Raw genomic sequence first — 13,644 nt, 5'->3', positions numbered from 1 at the left:
TTAGTCCTTACCAGCTCGACTTCGTGACGCCGGGGATGAGGCCCTTGTTGGCCAGATCGCGCAGCTGAATACGGCAGAGCCGGAACTTGCGGTAATAAGCGCGCGGGCGACCGGTCAGCTCGCACCGGTTACGGATGCGGGTCGGGTTCGCGTTGCGCGGCAGTGCCGCCATCTTGAGGCGAGCGATCAGACGCTCTCCGTCGTCGAGCGTCTTGTCCGCTGCGATTGCCTTCAGTGCCGCGTACTTCGGGGCATACTGCTTGACCATGCGCTTGCGGCGCTCGTTCTTGTTGACTGAACTCAGTTTCGCCATCGACTTAAGTTCTTTCTTTGCTAGCTCCCTTCCCGCTTGCGGGAGGGGTTGGGGGAGGGAAGGACCAACGCCTGTTAGGCGCGAGGCCCCTCCCCTGACCCCTCCCGCACGCGGGAGGGGGACTTAGATTAAGCTGCCTTCTTCTCGTCGGCAGCGTCGTCTTCGATCGGGAACGGGAACCCGAACAGACGGAGAAGCTCGCGAGCCTCGTCGTCGGTCTTTGCGGTCGTCGTCACGATCACATCCATGCCGCGGACCTTGTCGACCCGGTCATAGCTGATTTCTGGGAACACGATCTGCTCCTTGATACCGCAGGCATAATTGCCGCGGCCATCGAAGCTCTTCGGGTTGAGACCGCGAAAATCGCGGACGCGGGGAAGAGCGATCGTGATGAAACGGTCGAGGAACTCGTACATGCGCTCGCGGCGAAGGGTGACCTTCACGCCGATCGGCATGCCTTCACGCAGCTTGAACTGCGCGATCGACTTCTTTGCCTTCGTCACGACAGGCTTCTGGCCGGCGATCAGCTCCATTTCGGAAGCAGCCTGGTCGACCTTCTTCTTGTCCTGCGTGGCTTCGCCAACGCCCATGTTCAGCACGATCTTGTCGAGCCGCGGGATCTCCATGACGTTCTTGTAACCGAACTTCTCGGTCATCGCCTTGATGATCGTCTCGTCATACAGCTTGCGCATGCGTGCGACGTAGACGGCCTCTGCGCCGTTCTGCTCGCCAGTGTTCTGATCAACCATTGATCTTCTCCCCGGTCTTGACGGCGACGCGGACCTTCTTGCCGTCCTGCTCCTCGAAGCGGACGCGGGTCGGTTTGCCGTCGGCGGTCACGTGCGCGACCTTCGAAACGTGCATCGGTGCTTCCTTGCGGATCAGGCCACCCTGCGGGTCACCCTGAGTCGGCTTGGTGTGGCGCACGGCGATGTTGACGCCCGATACGACGACCTTGTCGGTCTTCGGCATGGAGACGGTGACTTCACCGGTCTTGCCCTTGTCCTTGCCGGACAGGACGATGACCTTGTCACCCTTCTTGATACGCTGCGACGCCATTACAGCACCTCCGGCGCAAGGCTGATGATCTTCATGTGCTTCTTGCCGCGCAGCTCGCGAACGACTGGGCCGAAGATACGGGTGCCGATCGGCTCCTCGTTCTTGTTGACCAGCACCGCGGCGTTGCCGTCGAAGCGGATGACCGTACCGTCTGCACGGCGGATATCCTTGGCGGTACGCACGATCACCGCGCGGTGAACGTCGCCCTTCTTCACACGGCCACGTGGCTGCGCTTCCTTGATGCTGACGACGATGATGTCGCCAACGCCTGCAACACGACGCTTGGAACCCCCAAGCACCTTGATGCACTGCACCCGCTTCGCGCCGCTGTTGTCAGCGACGTCGAGATTGGACTGCATCTGGATCATGGATCCGTATCCCTTCTCTGTCTCTGGGGTCGATACCGACCGAACCCCGCCTAAAAAATCACCCCGCCACGGACGAACCGCAGCGGGGAGGAGCGGCCGCTTAGCCGTTCCCGTTTACGAAAACAAGAGCGCAGGAGGTTTCCCCCCTGCCCTCTTAACTCAAACCCGTCACCCCAGCGAAAGCTGGGGTATCCCTGTTCGAGCCGATCGCCCCTCACCACGAGATCCAAGCTTTCGCTGGGATGACGGGGTTTGTAGCGTACCAGTTCAGCCCTCGGCCGAAGCCCGCTCCGGCGTCGCGTGGGTGTTGACCCGCTCGATCACCTTCCAGGTCTTCAGCTTGGAGATCGGTGCGGTCTCTTCGATCCGCACGGTCTCGCCCTGCTTGAACTCGTTGCTCTCGTCATGAGCATGATACTTCTTCGAGCGACGGATGATCTTCCCGTAGAGCGGGTGCTTCACCTTACGCTCGACGTTCACGACCACCGTCTTGTCGCCCTTGTCGGACACGACCAGACCGGTCAGCACGCGCTTCGGCATGATGTGTTCCTTACTTCGCGGCTTCAGCGCTGGTGCGCTGAGCCTGCAGGGTCTTGATGCGAGCGATGTCGCGGCGGACCTCACGAACGCGGCTCGGCTTTTCGAGCTGGTTCGTGGCGGCCTGGAAGCGCAGGTTGAACTGCTCGCGCTTCAGTTCGCCGAGCGACTCCGACAGCTGGTCGTCGCTCTTGGTCTTCATGTCGTCGATACGAGCCATGATCTTACTCGCCTCCCAGATGCGAGGTGTCACCCAGGCGGGCAACGACCTTTACCTTGATCGGCAGCTTCATGGCCGCCCGCTCGAACGCCTCGGCGGCGATCTTGCCGTCGACGCCGTCGAGCTCGAACAGGATCCGACCCGGCTTGACGCGAGCGGCCCAGTATTCCGGCGCGCCCTTGCCCTTACCCATGCGGACTTCGGCTGGCTTTCCCGAGACCGGAAGGTCTGGGAAGATACGGATCCACAAACGCCCCTGGCGCTTCATGTGACGCGTGATCGCGCGGCGAGCCGCCTCGATCTGGCGTGCGGTGATCCGGTCGGGTTCCATCGCCTTGAGGCCGTAGGAGCCGAAATTGAGCGAGAAGCCACTCTTGGCGTCGCCCGAAATCTTGCCCTTGAAGGCCTTCCGGAACTTGGTCTTTTTTGGTTGCAGCATGTCTGTTCCTGCCCCTTAGCGACGATCGTCGCGCTGCGGCCGCACGCCGGAGGTTTGAGCCTCCATCATGATGCGGTCGTACGACGTCGGATCGTTGCCGAGAATCTCGCCCTTGAAGACCCAGACCTTCACGCCGCAAACGCCGTAGGACGTATGCGCCGTAGCCTCGGCATAATCGATGTTCGCGCGCAGCGTGTGCAACGGAACCCGACCCTCACGATAGCTCTCCGACCGTGCGATCTCGGCGCCGCCAAGACGGCCACCGCAGTTCACCCGGATGCCCTCGGCACCGAGACGCATCGCCGACTGGACCGCACGCTTCATGGCGCGACGGAAGGCAATACGACGCTCGAGCTGATCGGCGATGCCCTGCGCGACGAGACGCGCATCGACTTCCGGCTTGCGGATCTCGACGATGTTCAGCGACACGGTCGACGACGTCATCTTGCCGATGGTCGAACGCAGCTTCTCGATGTCCGCACCCTTCTTGCCGATGATCACGCCGGGGCGTGCAGCGAAGATGGAGATGCGGGCCAGCTTGGCCGGACGCTCGATGACCACCTTGGAGATCGCGGCCTGCGGCAGCGTCTTCATGATGAATGCGCGGATCTTGAGATCCTCGAGCAGGAGCCGACCATAGTCGGCGCCTTCGGCGTACCAGCGGCTATCCCAGGTACGGTTGATCTGCAGACGCAGACCGATGGGGTTGCTCTTCTGACCCATTATGCTTCTTCCTGCTCGCGCACGACGATGCGCAGACGGCTGAATGGCTTGAGGATGCGGGTCGACTTGCCGCGGCCGCGAGTAGCGAAACGCTTCATCGTGATCGACTTGCCAACCGAAGCCTCGGCGACGACGAGTGCGTCGACGTCGAGGTTATGGTTGTTCTCGGCGTTGGCGATGGCCGAGGCCAGCACCTTGCGCGCTTCGATCGCCATGCCCTTGGTCGAGAAGGCGAGAATGTTCATCGCATCGCCGACCTTCTTGCCACGGATCAGCGCAGCCACGAGGCCGAGCTTCTGCGCGGAACCACGGATCTGCGTACCGACCGAAAGCGCCTCGTTGTCCGCGACCTTGCGCGGGCTGACTTGCTTAGACATCAGCGCTTGCCCTTCTTGTCGGCGGAGTGGCCGGGGAAGTAGCGCGTGGGCGCGAACTCACCGAGCTTCATGCCGACCATGTCTTCGTTGACCGAGACGGGCACGAACTTGCGGCCGTTATAGACGTTGAACGTGAGACCCACGAACGACGGCAGGATCGTCGAGCGACGCGACCAGGTCTTGATCGGCGAACGCGCGTTGGTGTCCTGGGCGGTTTCTGCCTTCTTGAGCAGATGAAGGTCCACGAAGGGGCCCTTCCAGACTGAACGAGCCATGTTAGCCCTTCCTCTTCGTCGAATGACGCGACCGGATGATCATCTTGTCGGTCGACTTGTTATGACGCGTGCGCGCACCCTTCGTCGGCTTGCCCCAAGGCGTAACCGGATGACGGCCACCCGAGGTCCGGCCTTCACCACCGCCGTGCGGATGGTCGACCGGGTTCTTGGCGACGCCGCGCGTCAGAGGACGGATACCCATCCAGCGCGAACGGCCTGCCTTGCCCAGGTTCTGGTTCTGGTTGTCGGGGTTCGAGACCGCGCCAACCGTCGCCATGCAATCGCTACGGATGTAGCGCTGCTCGCCCGAGTTGAGGCGGACCATCACCATGCCCTTGTCGCGACCGACGACCTGCACGTACGTGCCGGCCGAACGGGCGATCTGGCCACCCTTCATCGGCTTCATCTCCACGTTGTGGACGATGGTGCCGACCGGCATCTGACCGAGTTCCATGGCATTGCCTGGCTTCACGTCGGTCTTCTTGGCCGCGAGGACCTTGTCGCCGACGGCCAGACGCTGTGGCGCCAGGATGTAGGCCAGCTCCTCGTCCGGGTACTTGACCAGGGCGATGAACGCGGTGCGGTTGGGATCATACTCGATCCGCTCGACGGTGCCTTCGACGTCCCACTTGCGACGCTTGAAGTCGATATAGCGGTACTTCTGCTTGTGACCGCCGGCGATGCCGCGCGAGGTCACATGGCCCTTGTTGTTACGACCGCCGGTCTTGTGCTTACCTTCGGTCAGCGCCTTGACGGGGCGGCCCTTCCAGAGCGACGACTTGTCGACCAGGATGAGACCGCGGCGTGCCGGCGATGTCGGATTATAATGCTTGAGTGCCATGGCCTCAGATCCCCGTCGTCACGTCGATGGACTGACCGTCCTTCAACGTCACGATTGCCTTTTTCATGTCGGAGCGCGAGTAGTTCGTGCCCTTCCACTTCTTGGTCTTGCCCTTCTGGACGAGCGTGTTCACGCCGACGACGTTCACGTCGAACAGCGCCTCAACGGCCGCCTTGATCTCGGGCTTCGTGGCATCGTTCGATACCTTGAACACAACCGCGTTGAACTCCGACAGGGTCGTCGTCTTCTCGGTGATGTGCGGGGCCAGGATAACGTCGTAATGACGATTATCGATGCCCGCCTTCTGCTTCTTAGCCATGGAAGCGCGCCTCCAGCTTTTCGACAGCGGCGCGCGTCAGCACCAGCGTGTCATGCTTCAGGATGTCGTAAACGTTCGCGCCGGCAGCCGGCATCACGTTCACTTCGTACAGGTTGCCCGCAGCGAATGCGAAGCTGGTGTCGACCATGTCGCCGTCGATGACGAGCGCACGCTTGCCGAAGCCGAGCTTTGCGAGATCGCCCTGCAGCGTCTTGGTCTTGCCACCCTCGACAGCCAGGCTGTCCATGATGACCAGCGAACCCGCCTTGGCGTGGCTGCTGAGAGCCATCCGCAGGCCGAGCGAGCGAACCTTCTTGTTCAGCGACGGGTTGAAGTCACGGACGCGAGCGCCGTGTGCCTTACCACCACCGATGAACACAGGTGCGCGACGATCGCCGTGACGAGCCGTACCGCCGCCCTTCTGGCGACCGAACTTCTTGCCGGTGCGAGCGACGTCTGCGCGCTCACGGGTGCCACGAGCCGTCTCGCGACGCTTCTCGAGCTGCCAGGTGACGACACGGTGCAGGATGTCGGCGCGCGGATCGAGGCCGAAGACCTCGTCGTTGAGTTCGATGTCCGCTGCGTCAGTGCCGGCGAAAGATGAAACCTTGATCTTCACGCTCAGCCCTCCTGGCCGTCGGCTGCAGGTGCGTCGGTCGTTTCGGCCGGCGTGTCTGCTGCGGTGTTGCTGTTTGCGGTCTTGAGACCGGCGGGGAACGGTGCGTCGGCGTGGCGCGCGACCTTGACCGAGTCCTTGACGAAGAGCCAGCCGCCCTTGGAGCCAGGAACCGAACCCTTGACGAACAGGAGACCACGCTCGACGTCCGTCGATACGATCTCAAGGTTCTGCTGGGTGCGATACTTGTCGCCCATGTGGCCGGCCATCTTCTTGTTCTTGAAGACCTTGCCCGGATCCTGGCGCTGACCGGTCGAACCGAGCGAACGGTGCGAGACCGACACGCCGTGGGTTGCCCGCAGACCGCCGAAGCCCCAACGCTTCATGCCGCCCTGGAAGCCCTTACCCTGGGTCTTGCCCTGGATATCGACGATCTGGCCTGCGACGTAGTGGTCAGCCGAGATCTCGGCGCCGACGTCGAGCAAGCCGTCTGCGTTCACACGGAACTCATGGACGACAGCCTTGGGCTCCACTTCGGCCTTGCCGAAATGGCCGCGCTGCGGCTTTGCAACATTCTTCGACTTGGCGACACCTGCACCAAGCTGGACGGCAGTGTAGCCGTCACGATCCATTTCGCGAACGGAAACGACCTGATTGCCTTCGAGTGCCAGAACGGTGACCGGCACGTGCCGACCATCTTCCTGGAACAGGCGGGTCATCCCCATCTTCTTCGCGATCACGCCAGTACGCATGATCTTGTCCCTTCCTAGACAGAGGCCCCGTCGGACTATTCCTCGGGGGCTTGCGGACCATGTCCGGAGCGAGCTCCATGATGCGTCCACCTGACCCCATCCCCGGCAAAAGCCCTGAATGGAGTCGGTTCAACCCGGTAAATACGAAACGTGCCCCCGTCCCGGGCTGGTGCTCCTGCAAATGCGGAAGCGTGACGGGGGACGCTGCCCCGTCGGTTTTCACCGACGGCGGTATCCCAATGTCGAACGGCGCGGGACCATTGCTGGTCGACCGCGCCGCGCCAGCCCTTAGGCCAGCTTGATCTCTACGTCCACCCCTGCTGCGAGGTCCAGCTTCATGAGCGCATCGACCGTCTGCGGCGTCGGCTGGACGATATCCAGCATACGCTTGTACGTACGCACCTCGAACTGCTCGCGCGACTTCTTGTCGATGTGCGGGCCGCGGTTCACGGTGAACTTTTCGATGCGCGTCGGAAGGGGAATCGGACCGCGGATGAGCGCGCCGGTGCGGCGTGCGGTGTCGGCGATGTCGCCAGTGGCCTGATCGAGCACACGGTGATCGAACGCCTTCAGACGAATGCGGATATTGCTGTCCATAGTCCCTACCGATGCGAAAGAGCGGGCCCGTTTCCGGGCTCTTGCTGGTTGATGTTTAAACCGAAGGCGGGCCATTACGGGAGAGTCGCCGAAAACGCAACTGGAGGAGACGAATTTTCCAGGAAGCGGGCAATATCGAAGCGCGCCCCGCCCTCCCCCTCCGTCACCTTCGGCGCCCCCCCCCTGCGGGGGAGGATTGAAGATGTCGACGCTCTTGCCCTAAGATCGCCCATTACTTGATCCTCCCCCGCCAGGGGGAGGTGGCACGCAAAGCGTGACGGAGGGGGAGGCAAGCGATGCGGCTCGAAGGATCCCTACAAGGTCACACCAACGCCAACCGCCTGCGAAAACAAATGACCCCGCCGGAGATAGCCCTCTGGCTAGCGCTGCGAGCTAACGAAGAAGGCCTACGCTTCCGAAAGCAACACGCAGCAGGTCCCTACATCCTGGACTTCTACTGCGCACCAGCCCGACTCGCCATCGAAGTAGACGGCGAAGCCCACAACCACGGCAACCGCCCCGAAAGAGACGCAACCCGCGACGCCTGGCTAGTCGCCCAGAACATCCAAGTCCTCCGCTACCCAGCCCGAGAAATGCTCGCAAACCTCGACGACGTCGTCCACCAGATCACGTCCGTCGCACTTCAACGCCGAACCACCATCGAGAGCTAATCGCCCCCTCCCCCTCCGACGCCTCCGGCGCCACCTCCCCCTAGCGGGGGAGGATTCGCGAGTTCTCTGCTACTCTTCCTAACTCCACCATAAATACCGACATTACACGGCAGATTGCCGTCAGGAATTCTGCAAAAGCAGTTCGGTATCGGAAATGGTCAAGCTGTTCAGTTGTACCAGGTAGAGAATCCCACCTAAATCCTTGTAGCTGAACTGACCTGGCCAACTCAAACGTACGCTAGCTACATTACCCGACTTTTCGACCGGGGCCGCGCTCCACGAATGAGGCTGAGATGTAAGTTGCTTCAGCACCTTCGATAAGGTCGCTATTGGACCGGACAACGTGAGCGCTTGCTTGGGTTGCGGCAAAGCAGCGTCGGCAAAATGCGCTTTGAGCGGCCGAGCCTCAGTCAACCCCACGCGCATTGGGATCCGTAGAGCAGCTAGCACTGCGAGAGTTAGGCTCCTCATTGAGACAGCCTGCACTTACACGCGGGTGTTTGCAATTGGGCGAGGGCAGATGCCACCAGTCAGTACCTAGCGGTTCGCGCTACCCAATCGCAACAACGACACGCTTAAGTGACTTTGTGGCTGTATCGGTGTGCGTGCCTTGTATTTCCCACGGCTTAACTGCCCAATCCACCCGCCCCCAAACACGAAAAAGCCCGGCCTCTCTCGCGAGAAGCCGGGCTCTTCGATCACCTCCCGAAGGAGGAGATGCTTACTTGTCGATCTGGCTGACGACGCCTGCACCGACGGTACGGCCGCCTTCGCGGATCGTGAAGCGCTGGCCCACGTCCATGGCGATCGGTGCGATCAGCTTGATGCCGAGCGACACGTTGTCGCCTGGCATGACCATCTCGGTGCCCTCAGGCAGCTCGACGGTTCCGGTCACGTCCGTCGTACGGAAGTAGAACTGCGGGCGGTAGTTGGCGAAGAACGGCGTGTGACGGCCACCCTCTTCCTTCGACAGCACGTACACTTCCGAGTTGAAGTCGGTGTGCGGCTTGATCGTGCCTGGCTTGCAGAGAACCTGGCCACGCTCGACTTCGTCACGTGCAACGCCGCGGATCAGCGCGCCGACGTTATCGCCAGCCTGGCCCTGGTCGAGCAGCTTGCGGAACATCTCGACGCCCGTGACCGTGGTCTTGCGGACGGTCGGGTGGATGCCGACGATCTCGACTTCCTCGCCAACCTTGACGATGCCGGTCTCAACGCGGCCGGTGACGACCGTACCACGACCCGAGATCGAGAACACGTCCTCGATCGGCATCATGAACGGCTTGTCGAGCGGACGCTCTGGCTGCGGAATGTACTCGTCGACGGCCTGCATCAGCTCAGTGACGGCGTCGGCGCCGAGCTTCTGGTTCGAACCCGACAGCGCGCAGGTAGCAGAACCCTTGATGACGGGGATATCGTCGCCCGGGAAGTCGTACGAGCTGAGCAGCTCGCGGATTTCCATCTCGACCAGCTCGAGGATTTCCTCGTCGTCGACCAGATCGACCTTGTTCATGAACACGACCATTGCGGGCACGCCGACCTGGCGTGCGAGCAGGATGTGCTCACGGGTCTGTGGCATCGGGCCATCGGTCGCCGAAACGACGAGGATCGCGCCGTCCATCTGGGCTGCGCCGGTGATCATGTTCTTCACATAATCGGCGTGGCCCGGGCAATCGACGTGCGCATAGTGACGGTTGGCCGTCTCGTACTCGACGTGTGCGGTCGAGATCGTGATGCCGCGCTCGCGCTCCTCGGGAGCCTTGTCGATGTTGGCGAAGTCGACGGCGGTACCGCCGGTCGTCTCTGCCAGAACCTTCGTGATCGCAGCGGTGAGCGACGTCTTGCCATGATCGACGTGACCGATGGTGCCGATGTTGAGATGCGGCTTGTTCCGCTCAAATTTTGCCTTGGCCATTGTTTCCTACCTTCTGATTCGTATTCCGGTGCCACCCCGGGAACCGCGCGAACGCGGCCCAATAGCGGCTGTTAAAGCGTTGCGCCAGCCCCTGCCTCGATCAGGGAGCCGACACGGAAGTGAATTCCGTGTCGTCGGTCTTCGGGCAAGCCCGAGGCCGGCCGGCCTTTCGGTGTCTCGGAGCCAGGTTACCCTGGCTCCGTGTACCTCTGGCTTAGGCCAACTTCGCCTTCACCTCATCCGCAACGTTCTGCGGCACTTCGTCATAGTGCGAGAACTGCATCGAGTACTGCGCGCGGCCCTGCGTGAATGAACGGAGCGAGTTCACGTAGCCGAACATGTTAGCCAGCGGGACCATCGCCTCGACCGTCTGCGCGTTGCCGCGGCTGTCGGTGCCCTGGATCTGGCCACGACGGCTGTTCATGTCGCCGATGACGTCGCCCAGGTAATCCTCCGGAGTGACGACCTCGACCTTCATGACCGGCTCGAGTAGCGTGATGCCCGACTTCTGTGCGACTTCGCGCATCGCGCCACGTGCACAGATTTCGAACGCCAGTGCCGACGAGTCGACGTCGTGATACGCGCCGTCATACAGCACGATCTCGAAATCGATGATCGGGAAGCCGACCAGCGAACCCGACGCAGCGGTTTCGCGGAAGCCCTTCTCGATCGCCGGCAGGTATTCCTTCGGAATGTTGCCGCCCTTGATCTCGTCCTTGAACGTGATGCCGGAACCGCGCTCGCCCGGCGTGACCTTGACCTTCACGCGACCGAACTGGCCGGTGCCGCCCGACTGCTTCTTGTGCGTGTAGTCGACGTCGACCGGCTTCTTCAGATACTCGCGATATGCGACCTGAGGAGCGCCGACGTTAGCCTCGACCTTGAACTCACGCTTCATGCGATCGACCAGGATCTCGAGATGGAGCTCGCCCATGCCCTTGATGATGGTCTGGCCCGACTCGGGGTCCGACGACACGCGGAACGAAGGATCCTCGCGTGCGAGACGATTGAGCGCGACGCCCATCTTCTCCTGGTCGGCCTTGGTCTTCGGCTCCACCGACAGCTCGATCACGGGCTCGGGGAATTCCATCCGCTCGAGAATGATCGGTGCGTTCATCGCGCAGAGCGTGTCACCGGTCGTGGTATCCTTGAGACCCGCGAGAGCGACGATGTCGCCAGCGAAAGCCTCCTGGATGTCCTCACGGCTGTTCGCATGCATCAACAGCATGCGACCGACCTTTTCCTTCTTGTCCTTGACCGAGTTGGTGACCTGCGATGCGGTCTCCAGCTTGCCCGAGTAGATGCGAGCGAAGGTCAGCGTGCCGACGAACGGATCGTTCATGATCTTGAACGCCAGTGCCGAGAACGGCACCTCGTCCGACGAAGGACGCTCATCCGGCGTCACGCCGTCGAGCTTCAGACCCTGGATCGCGGGAACGTCGAGCGGCGAAGGCAGATAGTCCACGACGGCGTCGAGCAGGGGCTGAACGCCCTTGTTCTTGAACGCCGAACCGCAAACGACGGGGACGAACGCCATGCTCAGCGTACCCTTGCGGATCAGCTTCTTGAGGTCGGCGACGCTCGGCTCGTTACCTTCGAGATACGCCTCCATGAGGGCATCGTCCTGCTCGACGGCCATCTCGATCAGCTCGCTGCGATACTTCGCAGCCTTCTCGACCAGGTCCGCAGGGATCTCGGCATATTCGAACTTCGCACCCAGGCTCTCTTCGAGCCAGATGATCGCACGGTTCTCGACGAGATCGACGAGGCCCTTGAAGCCGCCTTCCATGCCGATCGGAAGATACAGCACGGCCGGACGCGCACCGAGACGATCGATGATCGAGTTCACGCAGAAGTAGAAATCGGCGCCGGTGCGGTCGAGCTTGTTGACGAAGCACATGCGCGGCACGCCGTACTTGTCAGCCTGACGCCACACGGTCTCGGACTGCGGCTCGACGCCGGCAACGCCGTCGAAGCACGCGACCGCGCCATCGAGCACGCGGAGCGAACGCTCGACTTCGATCGTGAAGTCGACGTGGCCGGGCGTATCGATGATGTTGATAAGGTGCTCTTCGCCCTTACCTTCTTCGGCGCGCCACTTGCAGGTGGTCGCAGCCGACGTGATCGTGATCCCGCGCTCCTGCTCCTGCTCCATCCAATCCATCGTCGCGGTGCCTTCGTGCACTTCGCCGATCTTGTAGGACTTGCCGGTGTAATAGAGGATGCGCTCGGTCGTCGTCGTCTTACCGGCGTCGATGTGCGCCATGATGCCGATGTTGCGGTAACGGTCGAGCGGATGGCTGCGGGCCATGATCGTGCTTCCTTAAGGATATGGGGAGCCGAACGTGCCGGCTCCCCAATATATAGGTGTTTGCATGACAGGCGAAAGACCGCCCGTCACACGGATAGCAATGCTAGGCTTCAAAGCCCGCTGTTACCAGCGGCAGGAAGCCCGCTGTTACCAGCGGTAGTGCGAGAATGCACGGTTGGCTTCCGCCATCCGGTGCGTATCTTCACGCTTCTTGACCGCGTTGCCACGGTTGTTGGCGGCATCCATCAGCTCACCCGACAGCCGTGCGGCCATCGTGTTCTCGCTGCGCGAACGCGCCGCACCGATCAGCCAGCGAATCGCCAGCGCCTGTGCGCGCTCGGGACGAACCTCGACCGGCACCTGGTACGTTGCACCACCGACGCGGCGCGAACGGACTTCGATGCCCGGCTTCACGTTGTTCAGCGCATCGTGGAAAACGCCGATCGGATCGCGCTTGGCGCGGCTCTCGACGGTTTCGAATGCACCGTACACGATCAGCTCTGCGACGGACTTCTTGCCGTCCAGCATGACGCTGTTCATGAACTTCGACAGAACCTCATCCCCGAACTTGGGATCAGGCAGGATGACCCGCTTTTCGGGACGACGACGACGTGCCATTTCAATTTCCTTGTAGACTTCAGCCGGTTCCGGAACACGTCCGGGGCTTACTAAGCTTCGTAACTTCCGAGGCGTGGATCCCGGATAAGATCGCCTAAAGCGATCTTTCCGGGATGATCATGCCCCCGGCATGATCACTTCGGACGCTTGGCGCCGTACTTGGAACGCGACTGACGCCGGTCCTTCACACCCTGTGTATCGAGCACGCCGCGCAGGACGTGATAGCGAACACCGGGAAGATCGCGGACACGACCGCCACGGATCAGGACAACCGAATGCTCCTGAAGATTGTGGCCCTCGCCCGGAATGTAGCTGATGACTTCGCGCTGGTTGGTCAGGCGAACCTTGGCCACCTTGCGCAGAGCCGAGTTCGGCTTCTTCGGGGTCGTCGTGTAGACGCGCGTGCAAACGCCACGCTTCTGCGGATTTGCTTCCATCGCAGGGACCTTCGACTTGGCCTTCTGCGGATCGCGGCCCTTGCGGACCAGCTGGTTGATCGTCGGCATTGAAGCCTTCACCTTTCAAGTGGTTACTTTGCTGGAGCCATGAGGCGCCTGAGAATACAAAAAGGACCATAGGAACGCGGGAGCGCCCCTCAGGTCCTGGAATGCATCCAGCAATGTTCAAGCATGCCCGGCGGGAAACACTCCCGAAGAACAGGCCGCGCCTATAGGTCAGGACGTCGCTCGGGTC

At 61.8% G+C, this 13,644-nt stretch carries 21 protein-coding genes; 1 reads left to right on the top strand and 20 read right to left on the bottom strand.

Annotated features, from left to right (window positions below; all coding sequences use genetic code 11):
• Window positions 1-7: 7 nt before the first annotated feature.
• The 15 genes from rpsN to rpsJ all read right to left on the bottom strand — a co-directional run bounded on the left by rpsN (window position 8) and on the right by rpsJ (window position 7,436).
• Window positions 8-313 carry a 30S ribosomal protein S14 gene (rpsN, locus tag AC59GX_RS03000; RefSeq protein ID WP_056015537.1) on the bottom strand — a complete coding sequence of 102 codons (306 nt, stop codon included), beginning with the start codon at window positions 311-313 and terminating at the stop codon, window positions 8-10.
• A 128-nt stretch (window positions 314-441) separates the two neighbouring features.
• Window positions 442-1,005, bottom strand: a complete 564-nt coding sequence (rplE, locus tag AC59GX_RS02995) for a 50S ribosomal protein L5 (RefSeq protein WP_082441396.1) — start codon at window positions 1,003-1,005, stop codon at window positions 442-444.
• 49 nt (window positions 1,006-1,054) lie between these two features.
• A complete protein-coding gene (gene rplX, locus AC59GX_RS02990) occupies window positions 1,055-1,372 on the bottom strand; it encodes a 50S ribosomal protein L24 (RefSeq protein ID WP_056047623.1) in 318 nt (105 codons plus the stop codon).
• The gene (gene rplN, locus AC59GX_RS02985) at window positions 1,372-1,740 is read right to left on the bottom strand and encodes a 50S ribosomal protein L14 (protein WP_031393755.1); all 369 of its coding nucleotides are present in this window, start codon (window positions 1,738-1,740) and stop codon (window positions 1,372-1,374) included. Before rplN ends, rplX begins: the two co-directional genes overlap by 1 nt.
• A 267-nt stretch (window positions 1,741-2,007) precedes the next feature.
• Window positions 2,008-2,280: a 30S ribosomal protein S17 gene (gene rpsQ, locus AC59GX_RS02980; protein WP_031393756.1), complete on the bottom strand. Its 273-nt coding sequence runs from the start codon at window positions 2,278-2,280 to the stop codon at window positions 2,008-2,010.
• A gap of 10 nt (window positions 2,281-2,290) precedes the next feature.
• Complete coding sequence (rpmC, locus tag AC59GX_RS02975; RefSeq protein WP_055872644.1) at window positions 2,291-2,497, bottom strand: 50S ribosomal protein L29; 207 nt, start codon at window positions 2,495-2,497, stop codon at window positions 2,291-2,293.
• Window positions 2,498-2,501: 4 nt separating this feature from the next.
• Complete coding sequence (rplP, locus tag AC59GX_RS02970) at window positions 2,502-2,936, bottom strand: 50S ribosomal protein L16 (protein WP_031393758.1); 435 nt, start codon at window positions 2,934-2,936, stop codon at window positions 2,502-2,504.
• A 15-nt stretch (window positions 2,937-2,951) separates the two neighbouring features.
• The gene (gene rpsC / locus AC59GX_RS02965) at window positions 2,952-3,659 is read right to left on the bottom strand and encodes a 30S ribosomal protein S3 (RefSeq protein ID WP_055872646.1); all 708 of its coding nucleotides are present in this window, start codon (window positions 3,657-3,659) and stop codon (window positions 2,952-2,954) included.
• Window positions 3,659-4,036 carry a 50S ribosomal protein L22 gene (gene rplV, locus AC59GX_RS02960; RefSeq protein WP_056047621.1) on the bottom strand — a complete coding sequence of 126 codons (378 nt, stop codon included), beginning with the start codon at window positions 4,034-4,036 and terminating at the stop codon, window positions 3,659-3,661. Before rplV ends, rpsC begins: the two co-directional genes overlap by 1 nt.
• The gene (gene rpsS / locus AC59GX_RS02955) at window positions 4,036-4,311 is read right to left on the bottom strand and encodes a 30S ribosomal protein S19 (protein ID WP_031393761.1); all 276 of its coding nucleotides are present in this window, start codon (window positions 4,309-4,311) and stop codon (window positions 4,036-4,038) included. Before rpsS ends, rplV begins: the two co-directional genes overlap by 1 nt.
• A 1-nt stretch (window position 4,312) precedes the next feature.
• Window positions 4,313-5,152, bottom strand: a complete 840-nt coding sequence (gene rplB, locus AC59GX_RS02950) for a 50S ribosomal protein L2 (protein WP_055872649.1) — start codon at window positions 5,150-5,152, stop codon at window positions 4,313-4,315.
• A 4-nt stretch (window positions 5,153-5,156) separates the two neighbouring features.
• Window positions 5,157-5,471, bottom strand: coding sequence for a 50S ribosomal protein L23 (locus AC59GX_RS02945; RefSeq protein ID WP_056047618.1), 315 nt, complete (start codon window positions 5,469-5,471; stop codon window positions 5,157-5,159).
• Window positions 5,464-6,090 carry a 50S ribosomal protein L4 gene (rplD, locus tag AC59GX_RS02940; protein WP_056047616.1) on the bottom strand — a complete coding sequence of 209 codons (627 nt, stop codon included), beginning with the start codon at window positions 6,088-6,090 and terminating at the stop codon, window positions 5,464-5,466. The genes AC59GX_RS02945 and rplD overlap by 8 nt, the downstream gene beginning before the upstream one ends.
• Window positions 6,091-6,092: 2 nt before the next feature.
• Window positions 6,093-6,839: a 50S ribosomal protein L3 gene (rplC, locus tag AC59GX_RS02935; protein WP_056060507.1), complete on the bottom strand. Its 747-nt coding sequence runs from the start codon at window positions 6,837-6,839 to the stop codon at window positions 6,093-6,095.
• A 288-nt stretch (window positions 6,840-7,127) separates the two neighbouring features.
• Window positions 7,128-7,436, bottom strand: a complete 309-nt coding sequence (gene rpsJ / locus AC59GX_RS02930) for a 30S ribosomal protein S10 (protein ID WP_007406109.1) — start codon at window positions 7,434-7,436, stop codon at window positions 7,128-7,130.
• Window positions 7,437-7,732: 296 nt separating this feature from the next.
• Here rpsJ and AC59GX_RS02925 point away from each other — a divergent pair, with 296 nt between their 5' ends.
• Window positions 7,733-8,107: an endonuclease domain-containing protein gene (locus AC59GX_RS02925; RefSeq protein ID WP_426281049.1), complete on the top strand. Its 375-nt coding sequence runs from the start codon at window positions 7,733-7,735 to the stop codon at window positions 8,105-8,107.
• A gap of 120 nt (window positions 8,108-8,227) precedes the next feature.
• On the opposite strand, the gene AC59GX_RS02920 is transcribed toward AC59GX_RS02925, so the two are convergent.
• The 5 genes from AC59GX_RS02920 to rpsL form a co-directional block, all read right to left on the bottom strand.
• A complete protein-coding gene (locus tag AC59GX_RS02920) occupies window positions 8,228-8,533 on the bottom strand; it encodes a hypothetical protein (protein WP_497300779.1) in 306 nt (101 codons plus the stop codon).
• A gap of 295 nt (window positions 8,534-8,828) precedes the next feature.
• Window positions 8,829-10,022 (bottom strand): elongation factor Tu, encoded by a 1,194-nt coding sequence (gene tuf, locus AC59GX_RS02915; protein WP_132741515.1) that lies wholly within the window; start codon window positions 10,020-10,022, stop codon window positions 8,829-8,831.
• Between the two features lie 214 nt (window positions 10,023-10,236).
• Window positions 10,237-12,333 carry an elongation factor G gene (gene fusA, locus AC59GX_RS02910; protein ID WP_120299323.1) on the bottom strand — a complete coding sequence of 699 codons (2,097 nt, stop codon included), beginning with the start codon at window positions 12,331-12,333 and terminating at the stop codon, window positions 10,237-10,239.
• Between the two features lie 147 nt (window positions 12,334-12,480).
• Complete coding sequence (rpsG, locus tag AC59GX_RS02905) at window positions 12,481-12,951, bottom strand: 30S ribosomal protein S7 (protein WP_031393769.1); 471 nt, start codon at window positions 12,949-12,951, stop codon at window positions 12,481-12,483.
• A 134-nt stretch (window positions 12,952-13,085) separates the two neighbouring features.
• Window positions 13,086-13,457 (bottom strand): 30S ribosomal protein S12, encoded by a 372-nt coding sequence (gene rpsL, locus AC59GX_RS02900; protein WP_010164594.1) that lies wholly within the window; start codon window positions 13,455-13,457, stop codon window positions 13,086-13,088.
• Between the last annotated feature and the right edge of the window lie 187 nt (window positions 13,458-13,644).

Source organism: Sphingomonas sp. 320_CC (assembly GCF_059691795.1).
This window is presented reverse-complemented; position numbering and strand designations above follow the sequence as displayed.

Bases quoted from the DNA above. Each gene is read 5' to 3' on its own strand.
- rplX (WP_056047623.1), bottom strand. From the start codon at position 1,372: ATGGCGTCGCAGCGTATCAAGAAGGGTGACAAGGTCATCGTCCTGTCC.
- rplE (WP_082441396.1), bottom strand. From the start codon at position 1,005: ATGCGCAAGCTGTATGACGAGACGATCATCAAGGCGATGACCGAGAAG.
- tuf (WP_132741515.1), bottom strand. From the start codon at position 10,022: ATGGCCAAGGCAAAATTTGAGCGGAACAAGCCGCATCTCAACATCGGC.
- rpmC (WP_055872644.1), bottom strand. From the start codon at position 2,497: ATGGCTCGTATCGACGACATGAAGACCAAGAGCGACGACCAGCTGTCG.
- rplN (WP_031393755.1), bottom strand. From the start codon at position 1,740: ATGATCCAGATGCAGTCCAATCTCGACGTCGCTGACAACAGCGGCGCG.
- AC59GX_RS02925 (WP_426281049.1), top strand. From the start codon at position 7,733: ATGCGGCTCGAAGGATCCCTACAAGGTCACACCAACGCCAACCGCCTG.
- rplC (WP_056060507.1), bottom strand. From the start codon at position 6,839: ATGCGTACTGGCGTGATCGCGAAGAAGATGGGGATGACCCGCCTGTTC.
- rpsQ (WP_031393756.1), bottom strand. From the start codon at position 2,280: ATGCCGAAGCGCGTGCTGACCGGTCTGGTCGTGTCCGACAAGGGCGAC.
- rplV (WP_056047621.1), bottom strand. From the start codon at position 4,036: ATGTCTAAGCAAGTCAGCCCGCGCAAGGTCGCGGACAACGAGGCGCTT.
- AC59GX_RS02945 (WP_056047618.1), bottom strand. From the start codon at position 5,471: ATGGCTAAGAAGCAGAAGGCGGGCATCGATAATCGTCATTACGACGTT.
- rpsC (WP_055872646.1), bottom strand. From the start codon at position 3,659: ATGGGTCAGAAGAGCAACCCCATCGGTCTGCGTCTGCAGATCAACCGT.
- rplP (WP_031393758.1), bottom strand. From the start codon at position 2,936: ATGCTGCAACCAAAAAAGACCAAGTTCCGGAAGGCCTTCAAGGGCAAG.
- fusA (WP_120299323.1), bottom strand. From the start codon at position 12,333: ATGGCCCGCAGCCATCCGCTCGACCGTTACCGCAACATCGGCATCATG.
- rpsN (WP_056015537.1), bottom strand. From the start codon at position 313: ATGGCGAAACTGAGTTCAGTCAACAAGAACGAGCGCCGCAAGCGCATG.
- rpsJ (WP_007406109.1), bottom strand. From the start codon at position 7,436: ATGGACAGCAATATCCGCATTCGTCTGAAGGCGTTCGATCACCGTGTG.
- rpsL (WP_010164594.1), bottom strand. From the start codon at position 13,457: ATGCCGACGATCAACCAGCTGGTCCGCAAGGGCCGCGATCCGCAGAAG.
- AC59GX_RS02920 (WP_497300779.1), bottom strand. From the start codon at position 8,533: ATGCGCGTGGGGTTGACTGAGGCTCGGCCGCTCAAAGCGCATTTTGCC.
- rpsG (WP_031393769.1), bottom strand. From the start codon at position 12,951: ATGGCACGTCGTCGTCGTCCCGAAAAGCGGGTCATCCTGCCTGATCCC.
- rpsS (WP_031393761.1), bottom strand. From the start codon at position 4,311: ATGGCTCGTTCAGTCTGGAAGGGCCCCTTCGTGGACCTTCATCTGCTC.
- rplB (WP_055872649.1), bottom strand. From the start codon at position 5,152: ATGGCACTCAAGCATTATAATCCGACATCGCCGGCACGCCGCGGTCTC.